Consider the following 25,988-nt stretch of genomic DNA (forward strand, 5'->3'; position numbering starts at 1 on the left):
CTACAAGATCGCGTAGTCCTCGAGGTACATGAGGTTTTCGTTATTTCGTGAGGGCGGAAGAGCCTAAGAGGCTGTTGGAATAGACTTTCAGCGGTTTTCCGCCGAATTCGATTTGGTCGAAACACCCCGGCTAGGGGCACCACCCTTCGCTCTGCGACACCTGAAAAGCCCTACCGCATGTTTCCCGTATGCCCCTGCGAATATCGGCCTGGCTGCGGCCACACCGTCAGGCCATGCGGCTCGGCGCCGACGCGGATCTTCGTCACGGCACCCGACGTCGTGTCGATCATGTAGACCTCGCTGTCGAAGCGCCCGGAGAGCCAGAGCTGCTTGCCGTCGGCGCTGACATTGCCCATGTCGGGGCTGCCGCCGCCGGGGAGCGGCCATTGGGCGACGACCGAGCGGGTCGCGAAGTCGATCACCGTCACGCTGCCCGGTCCGTCGGCGCGGCCCTGCTCCATTTTGTGCGAGCCGCGGTTCGAGACATAGAGCCGCTTGCCGTTGCGGCTGACGACGAAGCCGTGCGCGCCAACTCCCGTCGGAATGAAGCCGATCTCCTTGAAACTATCGCCGTCGATCAGGAAGACGCCGTCATTCATCATGTCGGCGACGTAGAAGACCTTGCCGTCGGGCGACAGCCTTATGTCCTGCGGCATGCCCATCTTCGACAGGTCGAGATGGCCGAGAACCTTCCGGTTCTTCAGGTCAATCTTGGCCAGTCCGCCGTCGCCATATTCGCAGGTGAAGATCGCATAGGAATTGTCGGCCGCGAAATCGGCATGGTTGATGCCGGGGCAGGCCGGCGTCGGAATGATGGATACCAGCGCCATGGTCCGCGGATCGCGCAGATCGAGCTGCCTCAGGGCCTCGTCGACAATGATGGCGGCGCTGCCGTCCGGCATGAAGTACATGTTGTAAGGATCGTCGACCGACACCTGCTTGCCGGGCTTTCCGGTCGTCGGGTCGATCGGCGTCAGGCTGCCGTTCTTGCCGGTGCCGTTGTTGGCCACCCAGAGCGTCTTCATATCCCAGGAAGGAACGACGTGCTGCGGCTTGCTGCCGACCGGAAACCTGTCGACCTCCTTCAGCGTCACCGGGTCGATGACGGAAACGCTGTTCGAGGAGCGGTTGGGCACATAGACGCGCGGCAACGCAGCTGCCGCAGCTGGAGCCATATGGCCGTCCGTGGTGTGGCTGTAGATGTTGACGAGCGGCGGCGCAGGCTCGGAGCAATCCTCAGGGCAGGACTCGGCGAAGGCTCGCGCCGGGAGCATGGCGAGCAGGACAAGCGGCGCACAGAGGCGGGCGAAGCGCAGGAAGGTTTCAATCATCTGGATTGCTTTGTGAAGAAGCAGGCCGGATCCGGCCGCCGGATGCCTTAGCCGGTATGCGGCCTTTCATCTAGCGCCTTTTCAAGAGGCTCCGCATGCGATTGCGCAGGAGCCGCGCCATGTTGCGGGTCTCGCGGTAGAGATGCAGCTGCGAGGCAGCCTGGCGGGCCGGCCGGTCGGCGTCGGGCGTTAGGCCGACCACCAGCGTGCCCATCGGCTTGCGCTCCGTCCACAGGCGACTCATCACCGGATGGTCGGGCACCGCGCAGGAATCGGTCACGGCGACATTGGGATCATCGAGATGCTGCTTCGTCACTTCGATCATCAGCAGCGTGCCCGGCGAATAAGCGGCAAGCGTCTCGTCATAGGCCGTCTTCCAGGTGTAGGCGACACCCGCCTCGACGAAGACGACGAGAGAAGCGATCGTACGGCCGTCGAGCGTCAGTGTGTGGATGCGGCACATGTCGTGCTCGGCGAGCCTGTGCACGGCCTCGCGGGCGAAGGCGGCGCGGTAGCGGTCGATCGCCATCGCCGTGCGCTCGCGGCCCTTCCAGCCGGCGGCTTCCAGTGTCAGGAAGCTTTCGATGGCGTGGCGGATCTCGTCCGGTCCGCGCGCCACGACATGGTCCAACTTGCCAAGGCCGGCGAGGCGCCGCTTCAGGCGGCGGAATTCGCGATAGTGATGCGCGCGCAGCGAGCCCTTGAGGTAGTCGTCACCGTCGGCATCGCTTTCCAGCACGGGGCGCTCGGCCTTGCCGGTGGCGACCAGGGTCAGGCCGCGGCTGTCGGCGAAGGAGGTGAGCAGGCTCGCCACCGGGCCGTCCAGCTTGATGTCGGGCATCACGAAGACCTTCGGCAATTTCAGATGCGGCCTGGACAGCATCGAGAAGAAATCCTCGATGACGCCGACCGGATCGTCACGATCGACCAGCGGCGTGCCGAGCGGGCCGAACGGGCTCGACCATGTGCGCATGACCGGGACGCCGAGCGGAATTGCGGGGCGCTCGACCGAGAACGGCACAAGGAGCCGCAGCCGGTTGCGGAACTCGTCGCCGTCACGGATCACCGCCAGCCGCACTTCGCGGTCCTCGAGCCTCGGCATTGCGGGCGCCAGGAAGCGCGGGTTGAAGAAGACGTTGGGCTCGATCGTGCGGGCGCTAAGATAGTCGAGCTCCTCGACAAGGTCGAAGCCGGCCGAGGCGGGATAGATCGCGAGCTTGCGCTCCGGCCGGTTGTTGGCGAAGAGCTCGATATGGGCGGGGTCGGCCTCCCTGGCGAGGCCTGCAAGGCCCGACACCATGGCGCCGGCGGGACCGCCGCTGGTCTCTTCAAGCAACGGAATGGCGGCCATCAGGCGACTTCCTTATGTGCAGGCACGAAAATCGCCATGACGATGCCGAGCTTGCGCCAGACGGTGAAGGACAGCGCGCCGGCCTCGAAGACCATGGCGAGGCTGGTGGCGATCGCCGCGCCCCAAAGGCCGAAGAGCGGGATCAGGACCACATTGAGAGCGATATTCAGCGCAAGCGTCATGGCATAGACAGCGGCGCAGATGTTCTGGTTGCCGCTCATGGTGAGCAGGCTTTCGCAGGGGCCGACGGCGCCGCGTGCGACAACGCCGAAGACCAGCAGGAAAAGCAGCGGATAGCCGGCGGTGAATTCGGGGCCGAACAGCACCAGCATCGGCTCGCCGAGCGCCAGCACCAGCAGCGCCATCGCGAGCGAGGGCCAGAAGGTCCAGGAAACCGTCTCGCGGGCGAAGGCGGCGAGCCTTTCCGGCTCGCCATGGGTGAATTGCGCATAGCGTTGGGCAACGCCCGCCTTGACGGCGAAATAGACGAAATGCACCAGAGCCAGCGTCTTCACGGTGGCGAAATAGACGGCGACGTCATTGGGCTCGAGGTAGGCGCCGACCATCAGCACGTCGGCATTGGTGAGCAGGAAGAAAAAACTCTCGACCAGGAAGATCGGCAGCGAGACGAGGAACCACTGGCCGAAATGCACGGTCATCGGTCCGGCCGGGATCTGCTTGTCCATGCGCGAGGTGACCCCCATCAGCTGGCCGATGGTCGTGGCATAGGTGGCGGCGATCGAGGCGAAGATCGCGGTCTTGGCATCGGGCACATAGTGCATGGCGAGCATAAGCGCCATGAACACCAGGATCAGCACCGGCCGCACCAGATAGGTCGGCGACAATGCGAACAGCGCCCATGAGTTCGCCCGCGCCAGCCCCTGCAGGAGATCGCCCATCGCGATCATCGGCAGGCAGATGACGCCGAGGATGAAGGGGACGACGTAGTAATTCTCGATCCAGGGCGAGGCGAGCCACACGCCGAGCGCGCCCAGCCCCGCGATCATCGTCGAGGCGACCAGCACGAACAGCCGGCTCGCCAGCACGATGCCACGCAGCTCGGCGAGCATGCCGCGCTCGCGATACTCGGGAATGAAACGGATGACCGAAGTGTGGAAGCCGAGGCAGGCGAGGTTGCCCACAATCACCATCGTCACCCAGACCAGCACGAAGATGCCGTATTCGAACGAGCCCATCCAGCGGGCCATCAGCACCTGGCTGACGAAGGCGATGACCGCGCTGACGATGCGGATGGAAAAGGCGATCAGCGACATGCGGCCGGCTTCGCCGCGTTCGTCGGCGGTGAACAGCACGGCGTCGATGCGGCCAAGCAGCGGCCGCATGCGCAGCGCCCAGCGCTGCGGCAAGAACCGCCCGGCAGTCGTCGCCGCGGAAAAGCGCACCCCGAATACTCTCCATTTTCCGCCTGTTTCCAGCGTTCCCGTCTAGCGAAAACACCTTAAGAAACGGTTGGGTGGAGGGTGTCCTTCCCCCGTATAGTGACGGGGAGAAGGAAGAGGCGTGCGTCAGGCGAAGGCGCCGTGGCAGTGCTTGTATTTCTTGCCGGAGCCGCAGGGGCAGGCCTCGTTGCGGCCGACCTTGCCCCAGGTCGCCGGGTTCTTCGGATCGCGATTTTCCGGCGCGACGACGGCATGGGATTCCTGGCGGACCAACAACGCCGTCTCGCCGCCCTGGAAATCGTCCTCGCCGGTGGTGCCGTCGATGTGGCTGCCGAACATGTCCGGCGCCGACGGCGGCGGCGCTTCAGCCGCCTGGCGGACCAGCTCGACGCGCATCAGCTGCGCGGTGACGGCCTGGCGCAGATTGCCGAGCATGCCCTGGAACAGCTCGAAGGCCTCGCCCTTGTATTCCTGCAGCGGATCGCGCTGGGCATAGCCGCGGAAGCCGACGACCGAACGCAGATGGTCGAGGTTGACGATGTGCTCGCGCCACAGATGGTCGAGCGTCTGCAGCACGACCGAACGCTCGACATAGCTCATGACGTCGGGGCCGAAGCGCTCGGCGCGTTCCTTGGCGGCTGCCTCGGCGGCGGCCGAGATGCGCTCGCGGATGTCGTCCTCGGCGATCCCCTCCTCCTTGACCCAATCCTCAATCGGCAGGTCGAGATTGAGGTATTGCGCCACTTCCTCCTTCAGGCCGGCGACATTCCACTGCTCGGCATATGCGTTTTCCGGGATGTTCTTGGCGACGATTTCCTCGATGACCCCCTCGCGCATCTCGGCGACCGTCTCCGACAGGCCTTCGCCGTCCATCAGCTCGATGCGCTGCTCGAAAACTACCTTGCGCTGGTCGTTGGAGACGTCATCGTATTTCAGCAGATTCTTGCGGATATCGAAGTTGCGCGCCTCGACCTTCTTCTGCGCCTTCTCCAGCGCCTTGTTGATCCACGGGTGGATGATGGCCTCGTCTTCCTTGAGGCCGAGCTTCTGCAGCATGCCGTCCATGCGCTCGGAGCCGAAGATGCGCATCAGATCGTCCTGCAGCGACAGGAAGAATTTCGAACGGCCGGGGTCGCCCTGGCGGCCGGAACGTCCGCGCAGCTGGTTGTCGATGCGGCGCGATTCATGGCGCTCGGTGGCCAGGACGTAGAGTCCCCCGGCGGCCAGCGCTTTTTCCTTCAGCTGCGCGACATCGTCGCGAATCTGCTGTTCGCGCGCCTCGCGCTCCGGGCCGGCGGGCATGTCCGCCAGTTCTTCGGCGATGCGCATCTCGGCATTGCCGCCGAGCTGAATGTCGGTACCGCGTCCAGCCATGTTCGTGGCAATGGTGATCGCGCCGGGCTTGCCGGCCTGGGCTACGATAGCCGCCTCGCGCTCGTGGTGGCGGGCGTTGAGCACCTCGAACTTCTTGATGCCTTCCTTGCGCAGGCGCTCGGCCAGCTGCTCGGATTTCTCGATCGAGGTGGTGCCGACCAGGATCGGCTGGCCGCGCTCGCGGGCGTCGCGGATCTCCTTGACGATGGCCTTGTACTTCTCTTCCACCGTCCGATAGACCTCGTCGTCCTCGTCCTTGCGGGCGACCGGCAGGTTGGTCGGGATCTCGGTGACTTCGAGATTGTAGATGTTGGCGAATTCCTCCGCCTCGGTCAGCGCCGTGCCGGTCATGCCGGCGAGCTTCTTGTAGAGACGGAAATAGTTCTGGAAGGTGACGGAGGCCAGCGTCTGGTTCTCCGGCTGAATCTGCACATGCTCCTTGGCCTCGAGGGCCTGGTGGAGGCCTTCCGAATAGCGGCGGCCGGGCATCATGCGGCCGGTGAACTCGTCGATGATGACGATCTCGCCGTTGCGCACGATGTAGTCCCTGTCCTTCTGGAACAGCAGGTGCGCCTTCAGCGCATTGTTGACGTGGTGGACAATGGCGACGTTCTCGACGTCGTAGAGCGACTCGCCCTTCAACAGGCCGCCGTCGCGCAGCATGTTTTCCAGCTTCTCGGTGCCGTCCTCGGTGAAGATCGTGGTCTTCTGCTTCTCGTCGACCTCGTAGTCGGCCGGGCCGAGCTTCAGCATGAAGGCGTCGATGGTGTTGTACATTTCCGAGCGGTCCTCGAGCGGACCGGAAATGATCAGCGGCGTGCGCGCCTCGTCGACCAGGATCGAGTCGACCTCGTCGACGATGGCGTAGGCATGGCCGCGCTGCACCATCTGCGAGCGCTCATATTTCATGTTGTCGCGCAGATAGTCGAAGCCGAGCTCGTTGTTGGTGGCGTAGGTGACGTCGGCGGCGTAGGCCTCGCGGCGTTCGTCGTCGGAAAGGCCGTGGACGATGATGCCGACGGTGAGGCCGAGAAACTTGTAGACGCGGCCCATCCATTCCGCGTCGCGCTTGGCAAGATAGTCGTTCACGGTGACGACATGGACGCCCTTGCCGGCGAGCGCGTTGAGATAGACCGGCAAGGTGGCGACGAGCGTCTTGCCCTCGCCGGTGCGCATCTCGGCGATGCCGCCATTGTGCAGCACCATGCCGCCGACCAATTGGACGTCGAAGGGACGCATGCCGAGAACGCGGCGGGCCGCCTCGCGCACGGTGGCGAAGGCCGGTATCAGCAAGTCGTCGAGCGAGGCGCCATTGGCGAGGTCCTGGCGGAATTTCTCAGTGCGGCCGGCAAGCTCGGCATCGGAGAGCGCCCGCATCTCGTTTTCCAACCCATTGATGGCCTCGACCCGCGGCCTGGTCGCCTTGACTCGGCGGTCGTTGGAAGAGCCGAAAACCTTACGCGCGAGAGCGCCGAGACTGACCATCCAATGGTCCTTTCGATAGCAATTTTAGCCGTTTGCGACAGGCGCCTGGCGGGCCCATCAAATCCGCGTGAATGCGGACAAACGCAAAAAGCGCCCGGAAAACGGTTCTGGACGCCAAGTCGTTGGACAGATAAGAGGGGGCTCAACTGATGTCAACGCCGCGTTAGCCCTATGGGCAGCGCCAAATTCCGCCACAATCGGACTGATCTGGAACCTTCCCGCTCAAGCGATCCTTATCGGCAATCCCCATTGGAGTTATCTTGATGTACCTGTCGTTCCGCCGCGCGTCGCTCGCCAGCCTTGGCTTGGCCTTCGGGCTCTCGGCTCTTTCGCTGTCGCCGCTGATGGCGCAGGAAACCAAGCCCGCCCAGCCGGGCGCGGCGGCTCCCGCCGCCGCTCCGGTGGATCCCAACGCCGTGGTCGCCACCATCAACGGCGAGAAGCTGACCGAGGCCGACCTGGCGCTGGCCGAAGGCGAGCTGTCGCAGCAGTTCGCGCAGCTGCCGCCGGAACAGCGCCGCGCCGCTGCCCTTTCGGCGGCCATTGAAATCCGCGTCATGGCCAAGAAGGCGGTCGACAGCGGGCTCGACAAGGATGCCGATTTCCAGCGTCGGATGGCCTTCCTGCAGCAGCGCGCCCTGCATGGCGAGGTTGTCGAGAAAGAAGTCGTCGACAAGGTGACGGACGCCGATGTCCGCGCCCGCTACGACCAGGAAATCGCCAACACGCCGCCGGTCAACGAGATCCACGCCCGTCACATCCTCGTGAAGACGAAGGAAGAGGCCGAGGCGATCATCAAGCAGCTCGACGGCGGCGCCGATTTCCAGAAGCTCGCCAACGAGCACACCAGCGACCCGAGCGGCAAGTCGAATGGCGGCGACCTCGGCTGGTTCGGTCCTGGCCAGATGGTGCCGGAGTTCGACAAGGCCGCGTTTGCGCTCGATGTCGGCAAGTACAGCAAGGAGCCGGTGCAGTCGCAGTTCGGCTGGCATGTCATCAAGGTCGAGGACAAGCGCGCCAAGCAGCCGCCGGCCTTCGACGACGTCAAGGACCAGGCCAAGCAGGCTGTCATCCGCGACAAGTATTTCGCCATGGTCAAGGAATTGCGCGGCGCCGCCAAGGTCGAGATCCCGGACGCGAAGCTGAAGGCGGCGGTAGACACGCTGGAGAGCGCCAAGTAAGCCGGCCAGCCTGAAAGATGCCGCCAAGGGCGCCTTCGGGCGCCCTTTCGCATTTCAGGCGCGCGCTATGCCGCGCACCACATAACGCACCGCGGTCCGGATCGCGGTCTCATCTTCGTCGAGACGGTTGGTCAAAAGATGTCTCCAGGCGTAGGACGCGATCAGGTCGGCCACGATCTCGGCATCGACGTCCGCCGCCACCTCGCCGCGCGTCTTGGCGCGCTCGATCATGCTGCCGGTATGGGCGCGCCGCCCTTTCGCATAGTCGGCAAGCGCCGCCGCGGCGGCCTCGTCGGACTGCGCTTCGGCGATCAGTGAGCGGAAGACATTGCCGGACGACGTGTCGCGCCAATGCGCGAACAGATTGACGAGAAAACCGGCAAGATCCTCTTCGAGCTTGCCGGTGTCGGGCGTCTCAAGCCGCTTTTGCCGCTGATAGACTTCGATCAGCAGCGCCGCCTTGCTCGGCCACCAGCGATAAATGGTCGGTTTGCCGGCTCGCGCCCGCCGGGCGACGGCCTCGATGGAAAAGCCGGAATAGCCGGCTTCCGCCAGCACCGCCTCGGCGGCCTCGATGATGGCGTCTGCGCTTTCCGGGTTTCGCTTTGCGCCGATCGACTTGCGCCCGGGGACGGCAACTTCGCCCATATCGTCGTCCTTGGCCCGTGAATCTCGCGCGGATCATATTGGCTTCGAAGCTGAAACGAAACGGGCCGTCCTGGAGTGCACGGCCCCGAGAGAGCCCATGAAGCGCGGCCAGAACACTCTTGCGCCAGCTCATTCTATCGGGCAAACCGGCCTTCCTTTCGCGTTCTGCCGCTCCGGGGTCCCATGTCCGCAACGATTTCGCCGCTCGCACCGAAGAAATACCCCAAGATGCCGGTCATCGAGGGCGTGCGCATCGCTACCGCCGAGGCCGGGATCAAATATCGGGATCGCACCGATCTGCTTGCCATGGTCTTCGATCCCGGCACGGCCGTCGCCGGTGTCTTCACCAAGTCGAAATGCCCCTCGGCGCCGGTCGACTACTGCCGCCAGAACCTGTCCGCCGGCAAGGCGCGCGTGCTGGTGGTGAATTCCGGCAACGCCAACGCCTTCACCGGCAAGAAGGGGCGCGCTTCGACGGCCTTGACCGGCGAGGCGGCGGCGAAGGCCGCCGGATGCTCCGAGAGCGAGGTGTTCCTGGCCTCGACCGGCGTCATCGGCGAGCCGCTCGATACCAACAAATTCAGCCATCTGCTCGCCGGCCTGGTGAAGGACGGCAAGCCGGACCTGTGGACGGAGGCGGCGAAGGCCATCATGACCACGGACACCTATCCGAAGGTGGCAACCCAGACGGTGAAGCTCGGCGACGCCGACGTCACCATCAACGGCATCGCCAAGGGCGCCGGCATGATCGCGCCCGATATGGCGACGATGCTCTCCTTCATCGCCACCGACGCGCCGATCGCCGCACCCGTGCTGCAGGATCTGTTGTCGCGCGGCACGGCAAAGACCTTCAACGCGGTCACCGTCGACAGCGACACCTCGACCAGCGACACGCTGCTTTTCTTCGCCACTGGCAAGGCTGGTTCGCGCGGCGCGCCCAAGATCAGCGACCCGAAAGATGTGCGGCTCGGCGCCTTCCGCCGTGCGCTTGGCAAGGTGCTGAAGTCGCTGGCGCTGCAGGTGGTCCGCGACGGCGAAGGCGCGCGCAAGCAGGTCGAGGTCACCGTCACCGGCGCCAAATCCGCCCGCTCGGCCAAGCGCGTCGCGCTTTCGATCGCCAACTCGCCGCTGGTCAAGACGGCGGTCGCCGGCGAGGACGCCAATTGGGGCCGCGTCGTCATGGCCGTCGGCAAGGCCGGCGAGCCGGCCGACCGCGACCGGCTGTCGATCTGGTTCGGCGACAATCGGCTGGCGCATGAGGGCGAGCGCGACCCGGCTTACTCGGAAGAAGCGACCTCGGCCTATATGAAGCGCGACGACATCCGCATCCGGGCCGACCTCGGTATCGGCCGCGGCAAGGCGACGGTGTGGACCTGCGACCTCACCAAGGAATATGTCGCCATCAATGGCGACTACCGGAGCTGATGGCACCGGTGTCGACGCATCCGGCAAGCGTGCTCGCGATCGTGCGCCGCTATGAGGCGGCGGGCTTTCGCGCCTGGCCGGCGGCGGCCGTTCACTATGACGGGACATGGTTGGTGCGGCTGACGGCGGGCCATCCGGCGAAACGCCTGAATTCGGTCAATCCGCTCGATCCCGGCGACACGCATGCCATTGCCGAACGCATCGTGCGCGCCAGCCGTCGCTTCGAGGCCTACGGCCGGCCGCTGACCTTTCGTATGTCGCCGCTTTCGGGGCAGGTGCTGTCGACGCATCTGGACGATGCAGGCTGGAGCCGGTTCGACGAATCGGTGGTGATGCGCTTGCCGCTCAAGGAGGCGCAACTCGACGCCGCGATGGACCAGATTCCGCTGAAGGACATCAGCCGCTTCATCGGCGCGGCGATCAGGACGAACGGCTCGGACTCCTCGCTGCGACCTGGCCTCTCGGAAGTCATCGGCGCCATCCAGCCTGAGGCGGGGCTGTTTGCGCTCGAGGACGGCAATGAGCCGCTGGCAACGCTGATCTGCGTCCATGACGGCGATCTCGCCGGCCTGTTCGAGGTTGCCACCGAAAAGTCGGCGCGCAAAAAGGGCCATGGCCGCAACCTCATCCTGTCGGCGCTGAAATGGGCCAGGCTGCGCGGCGCGCGCGAAGCCTGGCTGCAGGTGGAAGCCGGCAATGCTGCGGCGCTGTCGCTCTACCGGTCGCTGGGCTTCGAGGAAGTCTATCGCTATCATTATCGCAGGCGCCCGGGCGCATGAGCGAGAGCAAGCCAGCCGGAAAGCGCCTGCTTCTTGTCGCGGCCTGCGCGCTGGTCGACGCCGACCGGCGCGTGCTTCTGGCGCAGCGTCCCGAGGGCAAGCAGCTCGCCGGCCTTTGGGAGTTTCCGGGCGGCAAGGTCGAGCCAGGCGAGACGCCCGAGGAATGCCTGGTGCGCGAGCTGCATGAAGAGCTCGGCATCGAGACCGATATCCCCTGCCTGGCGCCGCTCACCTTCGCCAGCCACAGCTATGACCATTTCCACCTGCTGATGCCGCTCTACATCTGCCGGCGCTTCCGCGGCATCGCGCAGCCGAGGGAAGGGCAGGGGCTGAAATGGGTCAGGCCGCGGCAGATGCGCGACTACCCGATGCCGCCCGCGGACGCGCCGCTGATCCAGTTCCTCATCGATCTCTTGTGATCGTCAGAGCCGTTCAGCGTTTACACCAATTACGCAACTTCCGGACGGAATTGCTCCCGGCTGCCGTTTGCTCCGTCTGCTTCAGGCAGCGTTAATGGAAGATTTATCTCGACATGGAAAATTGACGCAAATCGTCCGCGCGGCGGCATGCCGATTTTGATTGGAGCCAATCCATGAGCCTCGACAGAGAATGGGACTCGATCCGGCCCGACCGCACCTTCCGCGCCGCCGATGCCGGCATGGGTATTTTGCGGATCACCCTGCTTTTCGGGTCGGCCGCGGTGGCGCTGGCGCTGATCGCGACGCCTTTCCTGGACAGCCAGTTGCGTCCGCAGGGCGCGCGAGAGAGTTTGGCCGGCGGACTCGACCTGAGCAGCACCGGTTCGATCGGCCGCCGCGATACCTACACGCTGCGGAGAAGCGTGCTGCAGCCGCTGCCAAGTTCCATCTGCGTGATCCGCAACGATGGCAGCCGCTACGGCGAGTGCTAATTGGTTAATAAATTCAGCACGAAACCGCTGTTTCACCGCCCGTTAAGCTTTTGCCGTTAACCTTTCTTAACGGGTAGGCGCTATGGTTCCCGGCAAGAGGGATCGATGACCATGAAAAAAGTGCTGCAGCAATTCATAGAAGATGAATCGGGCGCCACGGCCATCGAATATGGCCTGATCGTTGCCGTGCTGTCGCTTGCAATCGTCGGCGGCGTCGGCAAGGCCGCCAACGCGATCCAGTGGCTGTTCTCCGACAGCAACAGCAGACTTGCCAACGCCTTTGCCCAGCACTGACCGCACCGGTCAGACCGCGGCGCGCATTGGTCACTGCCCCGTCGGTTTCTCCAGGATCGTCTTCAGCGAGACCTTGGCCGAGCCGGGTTTGAGCGGCTTCTGCTGCGAAGCGTCGGGCGCCCAGCCGGACATCCACACAATCGAAAAGCTCGCCCGGATGCGGCCATCCGGGTCGGAAAACCGTTCGGCATAAATTTCGGCGGCGCGGGCGAACAGCCGCCGGGTGGCCGGACGCCGGCTGCGGTCCAAAAGCGGGCTGGTCTCGCCCATAGCGCGCAGGTCGGCGGCAAGCCCGAACAGCGAATCGTAGCGCACCGTGACCGTCTCGACATCGGCGACCGGCAGCGCCAGGCCGGCACGCTGCAGCAGCGCGCCGGCGTCGCGCACATCGGTGAACGGCAGGACGCGAGGGCTCGCGCCACCGTAAAGCTCGGTCTCAGCGGCAAGCAGGCTTTCGCGCAGCTCGGAAAGCGTGCCGGCACCGGCCAGAGCGCCGAGGAACAGCCCGTCGGGCCTCAGCGCGCGGCGGATCTGCGCCAGCACGCCGGGGATGTCGTTCATCGCCTGCAGTGACAGCAGCGAGACGACGAGATCGAGACTTTCGGCTTTGAACGGCACGGTTTCGGCCGGGGCGACGATGCCGGTTTCGCCGGCAAGGAAGGCATCGTCTGTTTCCACGCGCACGGTCTCGGCCACCTTGCCGCTGCCGGCGAGCACCCCGGTCGCAGCCGATGTCTGGCAAAACAGCGCCGCCGCCTTGCCGAATTTGCGCTCGACGGCGCCCAGCCGGTCGGCAAGGTCGTCCGCCGCCCGCCGCATCAGGAAATCGGCCCCGTCGACGGGGTGCATCAGCGCCCGGCGCTTGTGCGCAAGCCAGAGCTCCGTGTCGATCAAAGGCTGCAATGGGCTATTCCTGTTGTCCGCGCATGCCGGACCGATGCTATGGTGCCGTGGGGTTTCGCTTCACGTGGCCGATCCGGTGCGCAAGATCAAGACCATCGCGATGAAGGACATTGCGCGGCAGGCGCTGGGCTGGCCGGCGCGCCTGCTGTTTCCGCCGGTCTGTGCCGGCTGCCGCCGCCACGTCTCGCAGCCTGGCGTGCTTTGCGGCGCCTGCTGGCCGAAGCTTCGGCTGCTGGAGAAGCCTTGGTGTCCGGTGATGGGCACGCCTTTTAATCATGACATGGGCGAGGGTTTTCTCTCCGCCGAAGCCATCGCCGAACCGCCGCCTTTCGAGCGGGCGCGGGCGGCGGTCGCCTATTCAGGGGTCGCGCGCCAGATGGTGCAAGGGCTGAAATACCAGGATCGCACCGATCTCGCGCCCTGGATGGCGCGCTGGATGGTGCGCGCCGGCGCCGAACTGATCGCCGAAGCCGATGTTGTGGTGCCGGTGCCGCTGCATTGGCGGCGGTTCTTCCGGCGGCAGTTCAACCAGTCGGCGGAGTTGGCGCGGGCGGTTTCGAAGCTGAGCGGCCTGCCTTTCGCGCCGGCTGCGGTGAGGCGCGTAAAACTCACCCGCCAGCAGGTCGGACTGGAGCGACACGAGCGTGAGGAAAATGTGCGCGCCGCCTTCCGCGTCCCGCCCGAGGCCGAAATCGAGATCGCCGGCCGAAGGGTGCTTGTCATCGACGACGTCTTCACCACCGGCGCCACCGTGCGGTCGGTGGCCAAGGCGCTGAAAAAAGGCGGCGCCGGAGCGGTCGACGTGCTGACCTTTGCCCGCGTCCTTCCGGGGGACTTCCGGGCCGATGAGTCTGCAACTATATAGGGCTTAAGTTGTTGTTTTGGTGCATGTCGCTTTCACATAACCGTTGGGCGATGTGCACAGACAGGATTGCTGATCGATGGTTGATGTGACGATCTATACCCGGATGATGTGCGGCTATTGCACGGCCGCCAAGCGGCTGCTGGAGCGCAAGGGTGTGCCCTATACCGAGCATGACGCATCGTTCTCGCCGGAATTGCGCCAGGAAATGATTTCGCGGGCGCATGGGCGCACCACTTTTCCTCAGATTTTTATCGGCGACACGCATGTCGGCGGCTGCGACGACCTCCATGAATTGGAGTCCGAGGGCCGGCTGGACGTGCTGCTTGCCAATGGAGCGAGGGTTTGATGATGGGCGTTTTCAAGGCGGCGGCGGTGCAGATGCGTTCGGGGACCCGCCCGGAGCGCAACGCGGCCGACATGGAAAGGCTGGTTCGCCAGGCCGCACAGCAGGGCGCCACCTACGTGCAGACGCCGGAAATGACCGGCGCCCTCATCCGCGACAAGCAGGCGGGTGCCGCCGCTTTCACCAGCGAAGACAAGGACGTGGTCGTTTCGACCGCGCGGAAACTTGCGAAGGAACTCGGCATTTTCCTGCATGTCGGCTCGACGGCCATCCTGCGTGCCGACGGCAAACTCGCCAACCGGGCGTTCCTGTTCGCGCCCGACGGCGCCATGACCGCCAATTACGACAAGATCCACATGTTCGATGTCGACCTCGACAACGGCGAGAGCTGGCGCGAATCCGCCTCTTACGAGCCGGGAACAGAGGGCGTCGTCACCGATATCAACGGCGTGAAGCTTGGCTTCGCCGTCTGCTACGACCTGCGCTTCCCGCAGCTATTCCGTGCCGAAGCGCTGGCGGGGGCTCAGGTGCTTTCGGTGCCTGCGGCCTTCACCCGCCAAACCGGCGAGGCGCACTGGCACGTGCTGCTCAGGGCACGCGCGATCGAGAACGGCGCTTATGTCATCGCAGCCGCGCAGGGCGGCCTGCACGAGGACGGCCGCGAGACTTACGGCCATTCGCTGATCGTTGATCCGTGGGGGCACATCATCGCCGAGGCCGCGCATGATGAGCCCGGCGTGATCGTCGCCGAGATCGACCCGGCGCAGTCGGCGGCGGCGCGCCGCAAGATTCCCAATCTCAAGAACGCGCGGGATTTCACCGTCAATGCCGGCGAGGCGCCGCGCCTCAGGGGTGCAGCCTCTTGATCCGCTTTTCGCTCATCTGTGAACACGAGCATGAATTCGAAGCCTGGTTCCGCAGCAATGACGACTTCGGCACGCAGAAGAAACGAGGTTTCGTCGATTGCCCGATCTGCGGCTCGCACAAGGTCGAGAAGGCGCTGATGGCGCCGGCCGTCTCCACCTCACGCAAGCAGGAGAAGATGGGGCTCGCCATGGGCGACGCGCAGAAGCAGGCGCTGGCACAGCTCAAGGCGCTCGCCGACAAGGTGCGCGAGAACGCCGACTATGTCGGCGACAAGTTCGCCGAGGAAGCGCGCAAGATCCATTTCGGCGAGACCGATCCGCGCGGCATCTATGGCGAGGCGACGCCGGAAGAGGCGAAAAGCCTCGCCGAGGACGGCGTCGAGTTCATGCCGATCCCGAGCTTTCCGGAGGACCGGAACTGAGGGTTCCGATCAGCTTTTTCAGCAGTGTTGCGAGCATTTTCCGATCCTCTGGCGTCAAACCGGCGAGGATTTGATGCTCATTCGCCACGTGGGCGGTAAGTGCCTCGTCGATGAGTTCGAGGCCTTTCGCGGTGAGTTGCACCACAACACCGCGCCGGTCGCTGGGATGCGGCGCGCGCTGGATCAGGCCGGCCTTTTCCAGCCGGTCGAGCCGGGCCGTCATGGCGCCTGACGTGACCATCGTCGCCTCATAGAGCTCGGTGGGCGTCAGGGCGTAAGGAGCGCCTGAGCGGCGCAGCGTCGCCAGCACGTCGAATTCGCCGTGCTGAAGGCCGAAGCGGGCGAAGACCGGCGCCAGACGATCGCGCGCGATCAACGAGGACACCTCGTTCAAACGCCCGATCACGCCCATCGGCGAGACGTCGAGGTCCGGCCGCTCCTTCCGCCATTGCTCCATCGCTTTGCCTGCACGATCCATATGCTCACCGCAAAGTATCTTGACATTAAGATTCTTTATGTTATCTTACCTCAAGATGGAATAGCGGCCAAGCGCCGACTGCGAAGGACGGGACCATCCAATGAAGCTTCTCTGGGATTCGGCACTGGGCCTTCTGATCGTCACCGGCGGCCTGCTCGGCATGACGCTGCCGTTCGGCAAGCTTGCGACCGCCGGTGGCGTGCCGGCCATGGTCTGGGCTTTCGTGATCTCGCTCGGCGCCGGCGGCGTGCTGCTGATCGCGCTTCTGCTGCTTGGCCAGCGCATTCGGCTGACGGCGCACAAGCTGCGCTATTTCTTCCTCACCGCCGCGGTGTCCTATGCCTTTCCCAATCTCTTGATGTTCTCGGCCATTCCGCATCTCGGCGCCGGATACACCGGCATCATGTTCACGCTGTCGCCAGTCATCACGCTGGTGTTCTCAATCCTTCTCGGTGTGCGGCGTCCCAACCTGCTCGGGGTCGTCGGCATCGCCGTCGGCTTTGTTGGCGCGGCGATGGTGGCGCTCACACGCGGCGAGGCCGGCCAGCCGGCCGAATATTTCTGGGTGGCGATCGGGTTGCTGATCCCGGTCAGCCTCGCCGCCGGCAACATCTACCGCACGGTCGACTGGCCCGAGGATACAGGCCCGATCGAGCTCGCCGTCGGCAGCCATCTGGCGTCGGCAACCTTGCTTCTCATCGGCATCCTGACCCTGTTCGGCTGGCAGGCATTTGTTCCGCTCGACAGCGTGCCGCTGGTGGTCGCCGCACAGGTGGCGTCGGCATCGGCGATGTTTGCCTTCTTCTTCCGGCTGCAGGCTGTCGGCGGGCCGGTCTATCTCAGCCAGATCGGCTATGTGGCGGCGGCGGTCGGGCTCTTCGCCGGCACGATCTTCCTAGGAGAGCACTATCAGTTGCTGACATGGCTCGGCGCGGCCATCATCACCGCCGGCGTGTTCATCACCACCAAGGCGCAGAGCCAGCCAAGCCCGAAGATGCAAAGCCAGGCGGCATAAACGCTTCGTTGGCCGCTCAGACCGAGGCTTTTTCGGCCAGCACCATGTAGTTGACGTCCATGTCCCTGGATTTCTGCCAGCGGTCGGCCAACGGATGATAGATCACGCCGGTCCGGTCGACGATGGTCAGCCCCGCCGCGCCAAGCGCCTTTGCCAACTCCTCCGGCCGCACCAGCTTGCCGAACTGATGCGTGCCGCGCGGCAGCCAGCGCAGCACATATTCGGCGCCGATGATGGCAAGGCCAAGCGCCTTCAGCGTGCGGTTGATGGTTGCGACGAACATGATGCCGCCGGGCCGGATCATCTCACTGCATTTGGCGACGAAGAGATCGACATCGGCGACATGCTCGACCACCTCCATGTTGAGGATAACGTCGAATGTCTCGCCGGCGTCGGCCAGCGCCTCGGCCGTGGTGGCGCGATAGTCGATAGTGACGCCGGCCTCGGCCGCGTGCAGCTTGGCGACCTCGATATTGGTGGCCGAGGCGTCGGCGCCGATCACTTCCGCGCCAAGCCGCGCCATCGGTTCGCACAAAAGCCCGCCGCCGCAGCCGATGTCGAGGAAGCGCAGTCCCTCGAATGGCCTTGCCGCGCGCGGATCGCGGCCGAAGCGCGCCGCCACCTGGTCGCGGATATAGGCAAGCCGCACAGGGTTGAACTTGTGCAGCGGCCGGAACTTGCCGTTCGGGTTCCACCATTCGGCGGCAAGGGCGGAGAAGCGCTCGACTTCTCCGGCATCGATGGTCGATCGGCGGGGCTCAGGCATGGGGCGGGTCTCCTCGAACGCCAGCAAGTCGGGGAACGCTAGGAAGTCGGGTGCCCGGCAGCGAAAGTCAAGGCAGGTTTTTCCTGCTGCTGCCAGGGAGGGGATCAGCGGCGGCGCTTTGCCGATACCGCGCCCCGGCTTGTCGGCACGTCTCAGCTTGACAGGTCCCGCAATCAAACAGGGCTGCTTTGCGAGCGAAAGAGGGACATCATTCTTCGAAGGGAGCGAAACATGCCTTATCGACGTCGACCTTGGTTTCACACCCGTCTCGAATCTCCTGCCCAACCGGCGCCTCGATCTTCGGCCTTTCCCGAATCGAGGCTCGAACGCCTCGACCAGCCCTACCGCCGCCTCGACGACACCCGCTATGCCTACGCCGCGCCGAAATTCGGTTACGAGGTGTTGCAAATTCCTCATCAGGCTTCGTCGTCGACGATCCGGGTCTTTGGAAGGCCGTCGGGCTGAACTGAGGCTGCTCAAGCATCGGTCCGTTGCGGCTAAGGCGTCGACAGCGCGACCGCGGCATGACTCATGGCGACGCTGGCCGGCTCGATCGCCCGCATGGCCTCGCAATCGCCGATCTCGGCCATGATGCGCTGTGCTGCCGCCTGCGCTTGTTCGAGGCTTTGCCAGCGCACGACGTCGACCCAGCTCCCGTCGTCCCGCTCGCCGAGATGGCGGCTGAGAAAACCGGGCTGGCGTGCCAGCCAGTCGGTGACGACGCCATTTTGGGCAACAAAATCGGCCGCGGCGGTCGGCTTTAGCCGGAAGGTCACGATTTCCAGCGTCTCGGTCATGAATTCCTCCATGCGATTTCCGCCAACCTTATCGCATTGCGCGGCAGGAATCTGTGGGAGACCTCAAAACCTGCCAATGCCTCTTCTCCTGCCCCTCGCTTGCGAAGCTTTGCTGTTTTAGCTAAGGAGGCCGCGCATTTCCGCGGCTCGGCTGGTCCGGGCGCATTGTTCCGTTTTCCGGCCCCAAGCCGGCTTCAGTCAAAGGCATCTCGCTTCCATGGCGCGCATCGTGATGAAATTCGGCGGAACTTCGGTCGCCGACATCGCCCGCATCCGCAATGTGGCGCGCCATGTCAAACGCGAGGTCGATGCCGGCCATGAGGTCGCCGTGGTGGTTTCGGCCATGGCCGGCAAGACCAACGAACTGGTCGCCTGGACGCGCGAGGCCTCGCCCATGCACGACGCGCGCGAATATGACGCCGTTGTCGCCTCCGGTGAGCAGGTCACCGCCGGCCTGTTGGCGATAACCCTGCAGAACATGGGTGTCCATGCCCGTTCCTGGCAGGGCTGGCAGATCCCGATCAAGACCGACAACGCCCATGGCGCGGCGCGCATCCTCGACATCGACGGCGCGTTCCTGATTAAGCGCTTCGGCGAGGGCCAGGTGGCGGTCATCGCCGGTTTCCAGGGTATCGGGCCCGACAACCGCATCGCGACGCTTGGCCGCGGCGGCTCCGACACCAGCGCCGTGGCGATCGCCGCCGCGGTCAAGGCTGACCGTTGCGACATCTACACCGATGTCGACGGCGTCTACACGACCGACCCGCGCATCGAGCCGAAAGCCCGGCGGTTGGCCAAGATTTCGTTCGAGGAAATGCTCGAAATGGCCTCGCTCGGCGCCAAGGTGCTGCAGGTGCGGTCGGTCGAGCTTGCCATGGTGCACAGGGTGCGTACCTTTGTGCGGTCGTCCTTCGACGATCCCGATGCGCCCGGAATGGGGGATTTGCTCAATCCGCCCGGAACGCTTATTTGCGACGAGGAAGAGATCGTGGAACAGCAGGTCGTCACCGGAATTGCCTATGCCAAGGACGAAGCGCAGATCTCGCTGCGCCGCGTCGGCGACCGCCCGGGCGTCGCCGCGGGCATCTTCGGCCCGCTGGCCGAGGCCAACATCAATGTCGATATGATCGTCCAGAACATCTCCGAGGACGGCAAATTCACCGACATGACCTTCACGGTACCGTCGGGCGACATCGACAAGGCGCTGGCCGTGCTCGAGCGGCTGAAGGCCGATGTCGGCTACGACGTTGTGCAGTCGGAAGCCGGCATGTCGAAGGTCTCGGTCATCGGTATCGGCATGCGAAGCCATGCCGGCGTCGCGGCCACCGCCTTCAAAGCGCTGGCTGATAAAGCGATCAATATCCGGGCGATCACCACCTCCGAGATCAAAATCTCGATACTGATCGACGGTCCCTACACGGAACTTGCAGTTCGTACTTTGCATTCCGTCTACGGGCTCGATAAGCAATAGCAAGAACTGAGTCCGTTATTGCGTGAGCGCCGGCCGTGGCAGAAGCTGCGGCGGGCAACGTGCCCATTGGAGAAGAAGCCGCGATGCGTGACATGGCCGGTGGCCCGCGCGTTCTGCTGAGAAGGCTCCGCGAGCTTATGCAGGAGCCGCTGGAGCCGCAGGAGCGGCTCGACCGCATCGTGCGCGACATCGCCTCCAACATGGTCGCCGAGGTGTGCTCGCTCTATGTGCTGCGCGCCGATTCGGTGCTGGAGCTCTACGCCACCGAAGGTCTGAACCCTACCGCCGTCCACCTGGCGCAGCTGAGGCTCGGGCAAGGCCTGGTCGGCACCATCGCCGCCAGCGCGCGGCCGCTCAACCTCTCCAACGCGCAGGAGCATCCGGCATTCGCCTACCTGCCGGAAACGGGCGAAGAGATCTACAATTCCTTCCTCGGCGTGCCGGTGCTGCGGGCAGGGCGCACGCTGGGCGTCCTGGTGGTGCAGAACAAGACCATGCGCCACTATCGCGACGACGAGGTCGAGGCGCTGGAAACGACGGCGATGGTGATCGCCGAGATGGTCGCCACCGGCGATCTTGCCCGCCTCACCCGGCCGGGGCTCGAACTTGACCTGCGTCGTCCCGCAAGCTTCACCGGCCTTTCCTTCAACGAAGGCGTCGGGCTTGGCCATGTCGTGCTGCACGAGCCGCGCATCGTCGTCACCAACCTGTTCAACGAGGACAGCGAGGAGGAGGTGCGCCGCCTCGACCTTTCGCTTGGCTCGCTGAGGCTGTCGATCGACGACATGCTCGAGCGCCGCGACGTCGCTTTCGAGGGCGAGCATCGCGAGGTGCTCGAGGCCTATCGCATGTTCGCCAACGACCGCGGCTGGGTGCGCCGCCTGGAAGAGGCGATCCGCAACGGCCTGACTGCGGAAGCCGCCGTCGAAAAGGTGCAGAGCGACATGCGCGCACGCATGCTGCACATGACCGACCCTTATCTGCGCGAGCGTATGAGCGATTTCGACGATCTCGCCAATCGCCTGCTGCGCCAGCTGATGGGGCGCGGTCCGGAAGATGTCGCGGCCTCACTGCCAAAGGACGCCATCATCGTAGCCCGCTCGATGGGTGCGGCCGAACTGCTCGACTATCCCAGGGACAAGCTGCGCGGCCTCGTGCTGGAGGACGGCGCCGCGACCAGCCATGTCGTCATCGTCGCACGCGCCATGGGCATTCCGGTCGCAGGCCAGGTCAAGGGCGCCGTCTCCATGGCGGAAAACGGCGATGCCATCATCGTCGACGGCGAGGAAGGCACCATTCACCTGCGGCCGCAGTCCGACCTCGAGGCCGCCTATGCCGAAAAGGTCCGCTTCCGAGCGCGGCGGCAGGAAATCTACCGCGAGCTGCGCAAGAAGCCGTCGCTCACCAGGGACGGCGTCCCGGTCGATCTCCTGATGAATGCCGGCCTTGCCGTCGACCTGCCGCAGCTTTCAGAATCGGGAGCGGCCGGCATCGGCCTGTTCCGCACCGAATTGCAGTTCATGGTCGCCTCGACCTTCCCGCGCGCCGAGGCGCAGGAGCGGCTCTATCGCGATGTGCTCGAGGCGGCGCGCGGCAAGCCGGTCACCTTCCGTACCATCGACATCGGCGGCGACAAGGTGCTGCCCTATTTCAAGGGCGCGGTGCAAGAGGAAAACCCGGCGCTCGGCTGGCGGGCGATCCGGCTCACTCTCGACCGCCCCGGCCTCCTCAGGACACAGATCCGCGCGCTGCTCAAGGCTTGCGGCGGGCGTGAGCTGAAGCTGATGCTGCCAATGGTGACGGAGCTGTCGGAAATCGCGCAGGCGCGCGAGATCATCGACCGCGAAGTCCGGCACCTGTCGCGTTTTGCGCATTATTTGCCGACGAGCCTCAAGCTCGGCGCGATGCTGGAGGTGCCGTCGCTGCTGTTCCAGCTCGACGAGTTGATGAAGGCGGTCGATTTCGTCTCGGTCGGTTCCAACGACCTCTTCCAGTTCGTCATGGCGGTGGACCGCGGCAACACGCAGCTTGCCGACCGTTTCGACACGCTGTCGACGCCGTTCCTGCGCGTGCTGAAGCAGATCGCCGACGCCGGCGCGCGCAACCACACGCCGGTAACGCTGTGCGGCGAGTTGGCGGGCAAGCCGATCTCGGCGATGGCGCTCATCGGCCTCGGCTTCCGCTCGATCTCGATGTCGCCGGCCTCGATCGGCCCGGTCAAGGCGATGCTGACCGAACTGCCGCTGCAGGAGCTGGAAGCCTTCTTCAAGGACAATCTGATGGCCCCCGCCCAAGGGACGCCGATGCGGGCGCTGCTGCAAGCCTTTGCCGACGACCGCTCCATTCCGCTCTAGATTCACGTGAAGGCGGTCTGCAAATGCCGATTTTCTGCGCTTCCGGTGCTCATGTATCTAAAATGTACATTCCGCTCCGGTTCTCGAAATTCGCCATTTTCGTCTCGCTCTGACGTGAATTCCATCGAAGTCCCGAGCCCATGATCAACCTGCCCCGCGACCGCATGGATCAAGTCGTCAAGCGTTTCGACATGCTCGAAGCGCAGATGTCGGCAGGGCCGTCGGCCGATGCCTATGTCAAAATGGCTTCCGAATATGCCGACATCCAGGAGATGGTGGGCAAGATCCGGGCGCTGCGCGCCGCCGAGCAGGAACAGGCCGACCTCGAGGCGATGCTCTCCGACAAGAGCACCGACGCCGAGATGCGGGCGCTGGCCGAGGCCGACCTGCCGGAGGTTGGGCAGCGCATCGAGGTGCTGCAGAAGGATATCCAGATCCTGCTCCTGCCGAAGGATGCCGCCGACGACAGGAACGCCATCCTCGAAATCCGCGCCGGTACCGGCGGCGACGAGGCGGCCCTGTTCGCCGGCGATCTGTTTCGCATGTATGAGCGCTACGCCGCCTCGCGCGGCTGGCGTTTCGAGGTCGTTTCGGCGAGCGAAGGCGAAGTCGGCGGCTACAAGGAAATCATCGCCTCGGTGTCGGGCAAGGGCGTGTTCGCGCATCTGAAATTCGAATCCGGCGTGCATCGCGTGCAGCGCGTGCCGGAAACCGAGGCCGGCGGCCGCATCCATACCTCGGCGGCGACGGTCGCCGTACTGCCCGAGGCCGAGGAGGTCGATATCGATATCCGGGCAGAGGACATCCGCATCGACACGATGCGCGCGTCCGGCTCCGGCGGGCAGCACGTCAACACCACCGATTCGGCGGTGCGCATCACGCATCTGCCGACCGGCATCATGGTGGTGCAGGCGGAAAAGTCGCAGCACCAGAACCGGGCGCGTGCCATGCAGATTTTACGGGCGCGGCTCTATGACCTGGAGCGCAGCCGCGCGGACGAGGAGCGCTCGTCGTCGCGAAAATCGCAGGTCGGCTCGGGCGACCGCTCGGAGCGCATCCGCACCTACAATTTCCCGCAGGGACGCGTCACCGACCACCGCATCAACCTCACCCTTTACAAGCTCGACCGGGTGATGATGGGCGAGCTCGACGAGGTGATCGACGCGCTGATCGCCGACCATCAGTCGAAGCTGCTCGCCGACATGGACATTGATGGCTGATCCTTTGCCCGCAGCACTCGGACCGCTGCTGCGTGCGGCGAGGGAGCGGCTCGCTGCCGTCGGCGTTGCCGATCCGGCGCTCGATTCCAGGCTGATCGTCGAGCATTTTTCCGAAACCACGCGCACCCAGGCGATCGCGGAGCCGGGCCGGACGGTGGATTCTGCGGCTCTTGCGGCAATCGAGGCGGCCCTGAGGCGTCGCGTCGCAGGCGAGCCGGTGCATCGCATTCTCGGCTATCGCGAGTTCTATGGGCTGCGGCTATCGCTGTCGCCGGACACGCTGGAGCCGCGCCCGGACACCGAGACGCTGGTCGACGCGATCCTGCCATTCGCCAAGGCGACGGCCGAAAGGCTCGGCGAATGCCGTATCCTCGATCTCGGCACCGGAACCGGCGCCATCGCGCTGGCGCTGCTCTGCGCGATTCCGGCCGCGACCGCGACCGGCGTCGATATTTCGCCCGGCGCGCTGGCGACCGCCACGCGAAACGCCGCGAATCTGGGGTTTGGCGGGCGCTTCAAGGCCTTGCGTTCCAACTGGTTCGAAAAAGTTTCGGGCCGATACCATTTAATTGCCGCGAATCCACCCTATATACCGACTCGAGACATTGGAAATCTGCAGGACGAGGTCCGCGATTTCGACCCACGCCAGGCCCTCGACGGCGGTGTGGACGGGCTGATCCCCTACAGGATCATCGCCGGAGAGGCGGAAGGATTTCTGGAAGCGCAGGGCAAGGTAGCGGTCGAGATCGGCCATACGCAGCAAAGCGAGGTGACCGCGATCTTCGCGGCAGCCGGCTACAGGCTGTCGGAGGCGCGACGCGATCTCGGCGGAAACGACAGGGTTCTGGTGTTTGAGCGTTGAAACCCCTGATGCAGTGCGAAAAAACGCTTGGCAATATTAGGGAATGCAGCTAGGTTCCGGCTTAACCGGATGAGACGAAGCAGGCAGTGCTCTTAGCGATTCGGTTTTCCTTGGAAATAGCTGCCTCCTTGCGCAAACGACGCCCATGCTTCGTGCGGGAATCGTCCGGCAAGTGATGTAACCGGAACAGGATGGCACGTGGCGCCAACGCAATTGATGCGGGCGAACGCCGGTGAAAAAACGAAACGGTCGGCTGCATGAGCGCCACCGTTCGCGAAGAGTTTTAGAAAAATTCACATGAAGAGAGTCGAATGAGGCCACAACAGCAGAACAGGCGCATGCGCGGTCGCAACAACAATGGCGGCGGTGGCAACAACAACCGCAAGGGGCCCAATCCCCTGACGCGCAACTATGAGAGCAACGGTCCGGACGTGAAGATCCGCGGATCGGCTCAGCAGATCGCCGAAAAATATGCCGCACTCGCCCGTGACGCGCAAAGCTCCGGCGACCGGGTAATGGCGGAGAACTATCTCCAGCACGCCGAGCACTACAATCGCATCATCGCCGCCGCGCAGGCGCAGATGCCGATCCAGAACGCCCAGCAGAACCGCGACGATTTCGATGACGACGTCGACGAGGATCGCGACGAGTTCGACACGGTCGGCAACGCAAATGCCGGCGAGTCGCAGGCCGCGGCGAACGGTTCCGGGCCGCAGCCGGTAATCGAAGGCACGCCGGCCGAACTCGCCTACAACCAGGAAAACGGCCGCGACAACAACCGGCGCGACAACAACGGTCGTGACAGGCACCGCGACCGCCGCAATGGCGGCTTTGGCCAGTACGGCCAGAATGGTCAGCGGGGCGACAATGGTCCGCGAGATGGGGGTCCGCGAGATGGGGGTCCGCGAGATGGGGGCCAGCGCGGCGAAGGTCAGCGCGGCGAACATGGCGGCCAGCAGTTCGATCAGAGCCGCCGCAATGAGGCGCAGGCCAAGCCGGAGGGCTCCGCCGAAGACGGCATTGCGGCCGAGCAGGCCCCGCCGTTCGACAGCTTCTCGCCTGCGGGTCTTGCTGCCCAGGCCGAGCGCAACGAAGCCGGCACGGACAATGGCGGCGGTCGTCGGCAGAGACGTCCACGTCGCAGTCGCGGCAATGCCGAGCAGGGCCATGCCGCCGAGCAGGGCAATGCCGATGAAAGCGATGCCGGCCGGGCGGACAGCCCCGCCGATGGCCGCAACGCCGCGGACAGCGGCAGCGAGACTGTCGCGACTACCGCCAAAGAGACAAATGCAGCGCCGAGCGAGGATGGCGCCGGCGAGCCGGAAGGCGACGCCGGCGAACCGGCGGTCGCCGACGCAAATAACTGATCCAGGCTCTATTTCCAGGCATTCGAACGGCGGAGAGGTTTCTCCGCCGTTTTTCGTTGTGCGTGCCTAGTCTAAAGCACG

General features: G+C 64.7%; 26 protein-coding genes. 17 read left to right on the forward strand and 9 right to left on the reverse strand.

All coding sequences use genetic code 11. The annotated features are described in order from the left end of the window. Nucleotides 1–170: 170 nt before the first annotated feature. From CK220_RS03620 to secA, 4 genes are all read right to left on the reverse strand, one after another. A complete protein-coding gene (locus CK220_RS03620) occupies nucleotides 171–1,331 on the reverse strand; it encodes a YncE family protein (RefSeq protein ID WP_095810176.1) in 1,161 nt (386 codons plus the stop codon). A 70-nt stretch (nucleotides 1,332–1,401) separates the two neighbouring features. Further along, nucleotides 1,402–2,682: a GNAT family N-acetyltransferase gene (locus CK220_RS03625; protein WP_095810177.1), complete on the reverse strand. Its 1,281-nt coding sequence runs from the start codon at nucleotides 2,680–2,682 to the stop codon at nucleotides 1,402–1,404. Then, nucleotides 2,682–4,085: a lipopolysaccharide biosynthesis protein gene (locus tag CK220_RS03630; protein WP_095810178.1), complete on the reverse strand. Its 1,404-nt coding sequence runs from the start codon at nucleotides 4,083–4,085 to the stop codon at nucleotides 2,682–2,684. Before CK220_RS03630 ends, CK220_RS03625 begins: the two co-directional genes overlap by 1 nt. A gap of 123 nt (nucleotides 4,086–4,208) precedes the next feature. Beyond that, a complete protein-coding gene (secA, locus tag CK220_RS03635) occupies nucleotides 4,209–6,941 on the reverse strand; it encodes a preprotein translocase subunit SecA (RefSeq protein ID WP_095810179.1) in 2,733 nt (910 codons plus the stop codon). A 263-nt stretch (nucleotides 6,942–7,204) separates the two neighbouring features. Here secA and CK220_RS03640 point away from each other — a divergent pair, with 263 nt between their 5' ends. Next, nucleotides 7,205–8,122, forward strand: a complete 918-nt coding sequence (locus CK220_RS03640; protein ID WP_095810180.1) for a peptidylprolyl isomerase — start codon at nucleotides 7,205–7,207, stop codon at nucleotides 8,120–8,122. A gap of 54 nt (nucleotides 8,123–8,176) precedes the next feature. On the opposite strand, the gene CK220_RS03645 is transcribed toward CK220_RS03640, so the two are convergent. Next, nucleotides 8,177–8,770 (reverse strand): TetR/AcrR family transcriptional regulator, encoded by a 594-nt coding sequence (locus CK220_RS03645; RefSeq protein ID WP_095810181.1) that lies wholly within the window; start codon nucleotides 8,768–8,770, stop codon nucleotides 8,177–8,179. Between the two features lie 183 nt (nucleotides 8,771–8,953). Here CK220_RS03645 and argJ point away from each other — a divergent pair, with 183 nt between their 5' ends. The 5 genes from argJ to CK220_RS03670 all read left to right on the forward strand — a co-directional run bounded on the left by argJ (nucleotide 8,954) and on the right by CK220_RS03670 (nucleotide 12,178). Beyond that, nucleotides 8,954–10,195: a bifunctional glutamate N-acetyltransferase/amino-acid acetyltransferase ArgJ gene (gene argJ / locus CK220_RS03650; RefSeq protein WP_095810182.1), complete on the forward strand. Its 1,242-nt coding sequence runs from the start codon at nucleotides 8,954–8,956 to the stop codon at nucleotides 10,193–10,195. Next, entirely contained in the window at nucleotides 10,195–10,974 is a 780-nt protein-coding gene (locus CK220_RS03655; protein ID WP_176478973.1) for a GNAT family N-acetyltransferase, read from the forward strand. Before argJ ends, CK220_RS03655 begins: the two co-directional genes overlap by 1 nt. Further along, complete coding sequence (locus tag CK220_RS03660; RefSeq protein WP_095810183.1) at nucleotides 10,971–11,393, forward strand: (deoxy)nucleoside triphosphate pyrophosphohydrolase; 423 nt, start codon at nucleotides 10,971–10,973, stop codon at nucleotides 11,391–11,393. Before CK220_RS03655 ends, CK220_RS03660 begins: the two co-directional genes overlap by 4 nt. Before the next feature lie 173 nt (nucleotides 11,394–11,566). Then, on the forward strand, nucleotides 11,567–11,884 hold the full coding sequence (locus CK220_RS03665) for a hypothetical protein (protein ID WP_095810184.1): 318 nt from the start codon (nucleotides 11,567–11,569) through the stop codon (nucleotides 11,882–11,884). Nucleotides 11,885–11,995: 111 nt separating this feature from the next. Beyond that, the gene (locus CK220_RS03670) at nucleotides 11,996–12,178 is read left to right on the forward strand and encodes a Flp family type IVb pilin (RefSeq protein ID WP_095810299.1); all 183 of its coding nucleotides are present in this window, start codon (nucleotides 11,996–11,998) and stop codon (nucleotides 12,176–12,178) included. A 30-nt stretch (nucleotides 12,179–12,208) separates the two neighbouring features. Here the strand turns inward: CK220_RS03670 and CK220_RS03675 are convergent, their stop codons facing one another. Further along, nucleotides 12,209–13,081 (reverse strand): methyltransferase domain-containing protein, encoded by an 873-nt coding sequence (locus CK220_RS03675; protein WP_095810185.1) that lies wholly within the window; start codon nucleotides 13,079–13,081, stop codon nucleotides 12,209–12,211. 64 nt (nucleotides 13,082–13,145) lie between these two features. On the opposite strand from CK220_RS03675, the gene CK220_RS03680 reads away from it, so the two are divergent. The 4 genes from CK220_RS03680 (at nucleotide 13,146) to CK220_RS03695 (ending at nucleotide 15,577) form a co-directional block, all read left to right on the forward strand. Beyond that, nucleotides 13,146–13,946, forward strand: coding sequence for a ComF family protein (locus CK220_RS03680; protein WP_095810186.1), 801 nt, complete (start codon nucleotides 13,146–13,148; stop codon nucleotides 13,944–13,946). A 76-nt stretch (nucleotides 13,947–14,022) separates the two neighbouring features. After that, nucleotides 14,023–14,292, forward strand: a complete 270-nt coding sequence (grxC, locus tag CK220_RS03685; RefSeq protein WP_095810187.1) for a glutaredoxin 3 — start codon at nucleotides 14,023–14,025, stop codon at nucleotides 14,290–14,292. A gap of 2 nt (nucleotides 14,293–14,294) precedes the next feature. Then, nucleotides 14,295–15,155, forward strand: a complete 861-nt coding sequence (locus CK220_RS03690; RefSeq protein WP_095810188.1) for a carbon-nitrogen hydrolase family protein — start codon at nucleotides 14,295–14,297, stop codon at nucleotides 15,153–15,155. After that, nucleotides 15,152–15,577 (forward strand): DUF1178 family protein, encoded by a 426-nt coding sequence (locus tag CK220_RS03695; protein WP_095810189.1) that lies wholly within the window; start codon nucleotides 15,152–15,154, stop codon nucleotides 15,575–15,577. Before CK220_RS03690 ends, CK220_RS03695 begins: the two co-directional genes overlap by 4 nt. Here the strand turns inward: CK220_RS03695 and CK220_RS03700 are convergent. Next, nucleotides 15,540–16,055, reverse strand: a complete 516-nt coding sequence (locus tag CK220_RS03700; RefSeq protein WP_095810190.1) for a MarR family transcriptional regulator — start codon at nucleotides 16,053–16,055, stop codon at nucleotides 15,540–15,542. The two genes, CK220_RS03695 and CK220_RS03700, sit on opposite strands and share 38 nt — an antisense overlap. 100 nt (nucleotides 16,056–16,155) lie before the next feature. Between CK220_RS03700 and CK220_RS03705 the strand changes: the two genes are divergently transcribed. Next, nucleotides 16,156–17,070 carry a DMT family transporter gene (locus CK220_RS03705; protein ID WP_095810191.1) on the forward strand — a complete coding sequence of 305 codons (915 nt, stop codon included), beginning with the start codon at nucleotides 16,156–16,158 and terminating at the stop codon, nucleotides 17,068–17,070. A 16-nt stretch (nucleotides 17,071–17,086) separates the two neighbouring features. Here the strand turns inward: CK220_RS03705 and ubiG are convergent, their stop codons facing one another. Beyond that, nucleotides 17,087–17,836, reverse strand: a complete 750-nt coding sequence (gene ubiG, locus CK220_RS03710) for a bifunctional 2-polyprenyl-6-hydroxyphenol methylase/3-demethylubiquinol 3-O-methyltransferase UbiG (RefSeq protein WP_095810300.1) — start codon at nucleotides 17,834–17,836, stop codon at nucleotides 17,087–17,089. Between the two features lie 231 nt (nucleotides 17,837–18,067). On the opposite strand from ubiG, the gene CK220_RS03715 reads away from it, so the two are divergent. After that, on the forward strand, nucleotides 18,068–18,301 hold the full coding sequence (locus CK220_RS03715; RefSeq protein ID WP_245428948.1) for a hypothetical protein: 234 nt from the start codon (nucleotides 18,068–18,070) through the stop codon (nucleotides 18,299–18,301). 32 nt (nucleotides 18,302–18,333) lie between these two features. Here the strand turns inward: CK220_RS03715 and CK220_RS03720 are convergent, their stop codons facing one another. Then, nucleotides 18,334–18,633: an antibiotic biosynthesis monooxygenase gene (locus CK220_RS03720; RefSeq protein ID WP_176478974.1), complete on the reverse strand. Its 300-nt coding sequence runs from the start codon at nucleotides 18,631–18,633 to the stop codon at nucleotides 18,334–18,336. 217 nt (nucleotides 18,634–18,850) lie between these two features. Between CK220_RS03720 and CK220_RS03725 the strand changes: the two genes are divergently transcribed. The 5 genes from CK220_RS03725 to CK220_RS03745 all read left to right on the forward strand — a co-directional run bounded on the left by CK220_RS03725 (nucleotide 18,851) and on the right by CK220_RS03745 (nucleotide 25,907). Beyond that, nucleotides 18,851–20,104, forward strand: a complete 1,254-nt coding sequence (locus tag CK220_RS03725; RefSeq protein ID WP_095810193.1) for an aspartate kinase — start codon at nucleotides 18,851–18,853, stop codon at nucleotides 20,102–20,104. Between the two features lie 83 nt (nucleotides 20,105–20,187). Further along, nucleotides 20,188–22,458, forward strand: coding sequence for a phosphoenolpyruvate--protein phosphotransferase (gene ptsP / locus CK220_RS03730; protein ID WP_095810194.1), 2,271 nt, complete (start codon nucleotides 20,188–20,190; stop codon nucleotides 22,456–22,458). A 140-nt stretch (nucleotides 22,459–22,598) separates the two neighbouring features. Beyond that, on the forward strand, nucleotides 22,599–23,678 hold the full coding sequence (gene prfA, locus CK220_RS03735; RefSeq protein ID WP_095810195.1) for a peptide chain release factor 1: 1,080 nt from the start codon (nucleotides 22,599–22,601) through the stop codon (nucleotides 23,676–23,678). Next, entirely contained in the window at nucleotides 23,671–24,540 is an 870-nt protein-coding gene (gene prmC, locus CK220_RS03740; RefSeq protein ID WP_095810196.1) for a peptide chain release factor N(5)-glutamine methyltransferase, read from the forward strand. The genes prfA and prmC overlap by 8 nt, the downstream gene beginning before the upstream one ends. A gap of 311 nt (nucleotides 24,541–24,851) precedes the next feature. Further along, complete coding sequence (locus tag CK220_RS03745) at nucleotides 24,852–25,907, forward strand: DUF4167 domain-containing protein (protein ID WP_095810197.1); 1,056 nt, start codon at nucleotides 24,852–24,854, stop codon at nucleotides 25,905–25,907. Nucleotides 25,908–25,988 lie beyond the last annotated feature (81 nt).

This window comes from Mesorhizobium sp. WSM3860 (genome assembly GCF_002294995.1).
Taxonomy (GTDB): domain Bacteria; phylum Pseudomonadota; class Alphaproteobacteria; order Rhizobiales; family Rhizobiaceae; genus Mesorhizobium.